Genomic DNA, 6,848 nt, shown 5'->3' on the forward strand with positions numbered 1-6,848 from the left:
ATGCCCCGTTTTCGTACGGCCCGTGCGGCCGACAATAAGAGAATGAGTCAGCAGGGGGAGAAGCCCACCGCCCATGAGGACGACTGGTGGCACAGGCTGTACGACGAGGAGGTCCGGGACACCGGAACGGGCGACGCGGCCGACAGCCTCGACGACCGTTTCGACTCGGCGTCGGACGCGGTGGGACCGGACGCGACCGGTCCGGCGACGGCGGGCCGGGGAAAGGCGGGTTCGGGAACGGCGGTTCCGGACGCGACCGGTCCGGCGACGGTGGTCCTGGGAACGGCGGTTCCGGGCGCGTCTCCCGGACCGGCCGCGTTTGTCGAATCAGCCGAGTCCTCCGAATCGACCGCGTCTTCCGAACCGGTCCCACCTCGCAAGCCGACCGCGTCTCCCACCCCGTCGGTGCCACCCGCGCCAGCCACGCCGCCCGCTCCACCCGCCCCAAGCGCGCCGCCCGTCCCGTCGGCACCTCCCGTCCCGTCCGTCCCGCCGACGATCCGGCTGGAGGGGGAACGGGCCCCCTGGGAGCCGCCGGTCACGGCCGTACGTGCCCCGGGCACCCCTCCGGCGGATTCCCCGGCCGGGCCGTCGCAGCCGCGCACCTTCGCCGCACCGCGCGTTCCCGTGGACCCGCGGCAGGCCCCTTGTCCGCCGCCCGTCCCTGAGCCGGGCTCCGCCTCGGACCGGCCGTTCGGGCCGCCGGACACCGAAGCGTCGGCGTCGATGCCGCCGCTGCCCAGGAGACCGGTCGCCGAGAAAACCGCCGCCCCGGTGACGCCTTCCGCCCCGGTGACGCCCTCCCTCACCGAAGCCCCCGTCGCGCCCGCCGTCCCGGAGCCGGGGCCCGCGCCCGCCTCCCGTCCCGCGATCGGCCACGTGGGTGACCGGCCGCCCACCTACGACGCCGAGCCCACGGCCCTGCCCGCCGCCACCGCCGAGGAGCTGGACGGCCTCGTCGCCGACACCGTGCTCGACGGCGCCCGCTACGGCACGTACACCCTGCGCGCCGCCTCCGTGCGCGGGGACTCCGCGCGCTTCCGGGGCGAGCCCCGCCGGGACGCGCTGCTCACCGCCCGCTTCGGCGCCGACGAGAGCGCGCTGGTCCTGGTCGCCGTGGCCACCGGGGCCCGCGCCACCCGGCTGGCGCACCTGGCGGCGGCCGACGCCTGCCGCTGGATCGGCGAGGCCGTGGGCCGCAGCCACGTCCGGCTCGCCGAGGACATAAGGGCGGGCCGTCGCGGAGACCTCAAGTCCGGCCTGAACCGCCTCACCGACCGGGCCTGCGGCAAGCTGCGCGCCCGCGCCGCCGAACAGGGGCTGGAGCCGCGGGAGTACACGGCGGGACTGCGCTGCCTCCTGCTGCCCGCGGACCCCGACTGCCGCACCAGGATCTTCTTCGGCGTCGGCGACGGCGGACTCTTCCGGCTGCGCGACGCCGTCTGGCAGGACCTCGAACCCCCACGGGCCACGGCGCCGGGGAACGGCCCCGACGACGAACGTCCCGGCCCGGACCCGGCGACCGCCGCGCCCGCGTCCCCCTCCGCCGAGAACCCGACCGGCCCGCCTGCCGAACCGTTTCGCTTCCGGGCCTCGGTCGCCCGGCCGGGAGACGCCCTGCTGCTGTGCAGCGCCGGTCTCGCCGAACCGGTGCGCGGCGAACCCGCCCTGGCCGCGGAGCTCGCCGGGCGCTGGGCCCGCGGCGGGGCACCCGGGCTCGTGCCCTTCCTCGCGGACACCCAGCTCCGGGTGAAGGGGTACTCCGACGACCGTACGGGGGTCGGCGTCTGGGAGGCGTAACCGCGCGTGCCGTGGGTTGATGGATGCGGAGTCCGGAAGCCGAAGCGCGGAAAGGTACGCATCCATGGCCAAGCAGAACGTGTCGGAGCAGTTCGTCGACATCCTCGTCCGGGCGGGCGTCAAGCGCATGTACGGCGTCGTCGGCGACAGCCTCAACCCGGTCGTCGACGCCGTCCGGCGCCATCGCGGCATCGACTGGATCCAGGTGCGGCACGAGGAGACGGCCGCCTTCGCCGCCGGTGCGGAGGCCCAGGTCACCGGCTCGCTGGCGGCCTGCGCCGGATCGTGCGGGCCGGGCAATCTGCATCTGATCAACGGCCTCTACGACGCCCACCGCTCCATGGCACCCGTGCTCGCCCTCGCCTCGCACATCCCGTCGAGCGAGATCGGCCTCGGCTACTTCCAGGAAACCCACCCGGAGCTGCTCTTCCAGGAGTGCAGCCACTACAACGAGATGATCTCCAACCCGGAGCAGATGCCGCGGCTGCTCCAGACGGCCATTCAGCACGCGATCGGCCGGGGCGGGGTCAGCGTCGTCACGATGCCGGGCGACATCGCGGCCCGGCCCGCGCCGGAGAAGTCGATCGAGCACGCCCTGGTCACCTCGCGGCCGACGGTGCGGCCCGGGGACGAGGAGATCGAGAAGCTGCGCCGAATGGTCGACGGGGCGAAACGCGTGACCCTGTTCTGCGGCAGCGGCACGGCGGGCGCCCACGCCGAGGTGATGGAGTTCGCCGAGCGGGTGAAGGCCCCGGTCGGACACGCGCTGCGGGGCAAGGAATGGATCCAGTACGACAACCCGTACGACGTCGGCATGAGCGGACTGCTCGGCTACGGCGCGGCGTACGAGGCGACCCACGAGTGCGACCTCCTCGTCCTGCTCGGCACCGACTTCCCGTACAACGCCTTCCTCCCGTCCGACGTGAAGATCGTCCAGGTGGATGTGCGCCCCGAGCACCTCGGCCGCCGCTCCAAGCTGGATCTGGCGGTCTGGGGCGACGTCCGTGAGACGCTGCGCTGTCTGACTCCGCAGGTGAAGGCCAAGTCCGACCGCAAGTTCCTCGACCGGATGCTGAAGAAGCACGCCGACGCGCTGGAGGGCGTGGTCAAGGCGTACACCCGCAAGGTCGAGAAGCACGTTCCGATCCACCCGGAGTACGTCGCCTCGGTGCTGGACGAACTGGCCGACGACGACGCCGTGTTCACCGTGGACACCGGCATGTGCAACGTCTGGGCCGCCCGCTACCTCTCGCCCAACGGCAAACGCCGCGTGATCGGTTCGTTCAGCCACGGGTCGATGGCCAACGCGCTGCCGCAGGCCATCGGCGCCCAGTTCGTCGACCGGGACCGGCAGGTGGTCTCGATGTCCGGCGACGGCGGATTCACCATGCTGATGGGCGACTTCCTGACCCTGGTGCAGTACGACCTGCCGGTGAAGGTCGTGCTGTTCAACAACTCATCGCTCGGCATGGTCGAGCTGGAGATGCTGGTCGCTGGCCTGCCGTCCTTCGGTACGACCAACAAGAACCCGGACTTCGCGGCGATCGCCCGCGCCGCGGGGGCGTACGGGGTGCGGGTGGAGAAGCCCAAACAGCTCGAAGGGGCCCTCAAGGACGCCTTCCGGCACAAGGGCCCGGCGCTCGTCGACGTCGTCACCGACCCCAACGCCCTCTCCATCCCGCCGAAGATCAGCGCGGAGATGGTGACCGGCTTCGCGCTCTCCGCCAGCAAGATCGTGCTGGACGGCGGGGTGGGCCGGATGGTCCAGATGGCCCGCTCCAACCTGCGGAACGTGCCCCGTCCCTGACCGGGCCCGCAGAGGCGGGACGGATCGGTGCTGCCCCGCGCCGCCCCGGGCGGGGGCGGCCGGGCGCGGTGCGACGGGTCCGGCCGGTCGGATGACGGTTGATCAACCGACCCCGTACACACCCTTGGCGACCTCAAAGCAATGTGACATATTACTGACGTGCTCACGAGACACCCCCTGGATGTCGTCATCGTCGGTGCCGGAGTGGTCGGCGCCGCCTGTGCCCACTACCTCTCCCGGTCCGGACTCTCCGTGGCCGTCGTCGACCGCGGACCCGTGGCTGGCGGCACCACCGGAGCCGGCGAGGGAAACCTGCTGGTCTCCGACAAGGTGCCGGGACCCGAGCTCGAACTGGCCCTGCTCTCCGCCTCCTTGTGGCGCGAGCTGGCCGCCGAACTGCCCCCGGACATCGAGTACGAGAGCAAGGGCGGCGTCGTCGTCGCGGCCTCCGAGGACTCCCTGGCCGCCCTGTCCGCGACGGCCGACGGCCAGCGCGCGGCCGGGGTCGAGGCGCACCACGTCCCGGCCGACCGGCTCCGCGACCTGGAGCCCCACCTCGCACCGCACCTGGCGGGCGGCTGCCACTACCCGCAGGACGCACAAGTCCAACCGGCCCTGGCAGCAGCGGAGTTGATGCGTTCGGCCGGCCGGTCCGGGGCGCGCCCGTACCCGGGGGAGGAGGTGGTGGAGATACTGCGGGACCGCTCGGGAGCGGTACGCGGAGTGCGCACCACGCGGGGCGAACTGCACGCCCCCGTCGTGGTCAACGCGGCCGGCACCTGGGGCGGCGAGCTGGCCGCACTGGCCGGGGTGGACCTCCCGGTCCTCCCGCGCAGGGGGTTCGTCCTCGTCACCGAACCGCTGCCCCGGCTGATCCGCCACAAGGTCTACGCGGCGGAGTACGTGGCCGACGTGTCGAGCGGGTCCGCCGCCCTGCAGACCTCCCCGGTGGTGGAGGGCACTCCCGCGGGCCCGGTGCTCATCGGGGCGAGCCGCGAACGGGTCGGCTTCGACCGGACGCTGTCGGTCCCGGTGGTCGCCCGGCTGGCGGCCGGGGCCGCCGCCCTCTTCCCCCGGCTGGCGGACGTACGGGTGCTGCGCGCCTACCACGGGTTCCGCCCCTACCTGCCCGACCACCTGCCCGCGATCGGCCCCGACCCCCGGGTGCCCGGCCTCTTCCACGCCTGCGGGCACGAGGGGGCGGGGATCGGACTGGCACCTGCGACCGGGCTGCTGATCGCCGACGCGATCCGGGGCGAGCGGCCCGCACTCGACCTCGGACCGTTCGCGCCCGACCGGTTCGACGCCCCGGACCGTGCCGCATGACGGCGCGGAGCGGTACCCGCCCGCCCCAGGAGAGGACCCCGTGAGACGCACCCGTGCACGCACCCCGGCCGAACTCGTCGGAGCCGAGCCCGGACCGGAGTTCCGGATGACCTTCGACGGCCGCCCGATCCGCGCACTGCCGGGCCAGAGCATCGCCGCCGCGCTCTGGGCGGCGGGCATCATGACCTGGCGCACCACCCGGGTCAACGGCCGCCCCAGGGGCGCCTTCTGCGGCATCGGCGCCTGCTACGACTGCCTGGCCACCGTCAACGGCCGGCCCAACCAGCGCGCCTGCCTGCTCCCCGCCCGGCCCGGCGACACCATCACCACGCAGGAGGGGGACGGGCATGCCGCACTCGACGACTGAGGGACGCCCGCGCGAGACCGGGCGCGCCGACCTCGCCGTGGTGGGCGCGGGACCCGCCGGTCTGGCCGCGGCCGTCACCGCGGCCGACCACGGACTCGGCGTCGTCCTGCTGGACGCCGCCGCCGCGCCCGGCGGGCAGTACTACCGCAACCCGGCCGACGGCCTCGGCGCCACCCGGCCCCGGGCCCTGCACCACAACTGGGCCGCCTTCGCAGACCTGTCCGCACGGCTGGCCGCGCACCGGGAGACCGGCACCGTCCGACACCTGACCAGCCATCAGGTATGGACGGTCGAACGGGCCGATGACGGCGACTGGACCCTGCACGCGGTCACCGGGACCGACGAGGAGACCCGCACCGCCGTACGGGCCCGCCGGCTGCTGCTGGCGACCGGCGCCCACGAACGCCAACTCCCCTTTCCCGGCTGGACACTTCCGGGTGTCGTGAGCGCGGCGGGGGCCCAGGCCATGCTCAAGTCCGGCCTGGTGCTGCCGGGGCGCCGGATCGTGGTCGCGGGAAGCGGTCCGCTCCTCCAGGCGGTCGCCGCCTCGCTGACGCGGGCCGGCGCGCGCGTCCCGGCCCTGGTCGAGGCCGCCGGCTACGGGGCGTACGCGCGCGCCCCCCGGGTGCTGGCCGCCAATCCCGGCAAGGCGGTGGAGGCAGTCAGGTTCGGTACGACGCTGATGCGTGCCGGAGTCAGGGTGCTGAGCCACCGCGCGGTCACCGAAGTGCACGGCGACGGGCGCGTGGAGGCGGTGACCGTCAGCCGGGTGGACCACCGCTGGCGCCCCGTCGCGGGGACCGGTCGCCGGATCGCCTGCGACGCGCTCGCCGTGGGACACGGCCTCGTGCCTCAGCTCGAACTCGCCGTGGCGGCGGGCTGCGAAACGCGTCCGGGCACCGACGGCACGCACGCGGTCGTGCTCGACGAACAGCTCAGGACGACGGTTCCGGGCATCTGGGCGGCCGGTGAGACCGGAGGCGTGGGCGGGGTCGAACTCGCCCTGTGCGAAGGGGAACTGGCAGCGATCTCGATCGTCGGCCAGGCACGGGGCGGCCCGCCGGAGGGGGCGGGGCGCCCCGTGGCCGCGCTGCGCCGCACCCGGCGCCGCCTGCGGGACTTCGCCGCCCTGATGGGGACCGTGCACCGGCCGGGGGACGGCTGGCACACGTGGCTGACCGGCGACACGGAGATCTGCCGGTGCGAGGAGGTCCCGGCGGACCGGATCCGCACGGCGTGCGAGGAGCTCGGCGCCCGCGACCCCCGGACCGTCAAGCTCTTCACCCGCGCCGGGATGGGCTGGTGCCAGGGCCGGACCTGCGGATTCGCCGTCCGGGAACTCGCCGCCGCGCACGGCGGGGAACAGGAATCGGCCGGACCCGACCGGCGCCCGCTGGCCTGCCCCGTGAAGCTGTCCGCCCTCGCCGACCTGTCCGGCCCCTCCTGAGGGCTCTCCCGTAATCCCCGGCGGGCGCGCGACGACAGCTACAGCACCTCGCTGCGTTGTCGGAACGTCCGAATACATCCAGTATGCGGACGCCCCTCCGC

At 74.1% G+C, this 6,848-nt stretch carries 5 protein-coding genes; all 5 read left to right on the forward strand.

What is annotated here, in order from left to right; all coding sequences use genetic code 11:
* Positions 1–42: 42 nt before the first annotated feature.
* Complete coding sequence (locus tag ACWCXX_RS31765; protein ID WP_451133291.1) at positions 43–1,800, forward strand: protein phosphatase 2C domain-containing protein; 1,758 nt, start codon at positions 43–45, stop codon at positions 1,798–1,800.
* 64 nt (positions 1,801–1,864) lie between these two features.
* On the forward strand, positions 1,865–3,607 hold the full coding sequence (locus ACWCXX_RS31770) for a pyruvate dehydrogenase (RefSeq protein WP_451133293.1): 1,743 nt from the start codon (positions 1,865–1,867) through the stop codon (positions 3,605–3,607).
* A gap of 159 nt (positions 3,608–3,766) precedes the next feature.
* Positions 3,767–4,933 (forward strand): NAD(P)/FAD-dependent oxidoreductase, encoded by a 1,167-nt coding sequence (locus ACWCXX_RS31775; RefSeq protein ID WP_451133295.1) that lies wholly within the window; start codon positions 3,767–3,769, stop codon positions 4,931–4,933.
* A gap of 106 nt (positions 4,934–5,039) precedes the next feature.
* Entirely contained in the window at positions 5,040–5,300 is a 261-nt protein-coding gene (locus ACWCXX_RS31780) for a (2Fe-2S)-binding protein (RefSeq protein ID WP_451133306.1), read from the forward strand.
* A complete protein-coding gene (locus ACWCXX_RS31785) occupies positions 5,281–6,747 on the forward strand; it encodes an FAD/NAD(P)-dependent oxidoreductase (RefSeq protein WP_451133297.1) in 1,467 nt (488 codons plus the stop codon). Before ACWCXX_RS31780 ends, ACWCXX_RS31785 begins: the two co-directional genes overlap by 20 nt.
* Positions 6,748–6,848: the final 101 nt, after the last annotated feature.

It is taken from the genome of Streptomyces sp. NPDC001732, assembly GCF_053596315.1.

Excerpts from the sequence above, each read along its gene's own strand:
- ACWCXX_RS31785 (WP_451133297.1), top strand. The coding sequence starts at position 5,281 with ATGCCGCACTCGACGACTGAGGGACGCCCGCGCGAGACCGGGCGCGCC.
- ACWCXX_RS31770 (WP_451133293.1), top strand. The coding sequence starts at position 1,865 with ATGGCCAAGCAGAACGTGTCGGAGCAGTTCGTCGACATCCTCGTCCGG.
- ACWCXX_RS31780 (WP_451133306.1), top strand. The coding sequence starts at position 5,040 with ATGACCTTCGACGGCCGCCCGATCCGCGCACTGCCGGGCCAGAGCATC.
- ACWCXX_RS31765 (WP_451133291.1), top strand. The coding sequence starts at position 43 with ATGAGTCAGCAGGGGGAGAAGCCCACCGCCCATGAGGACGACTGGTGG.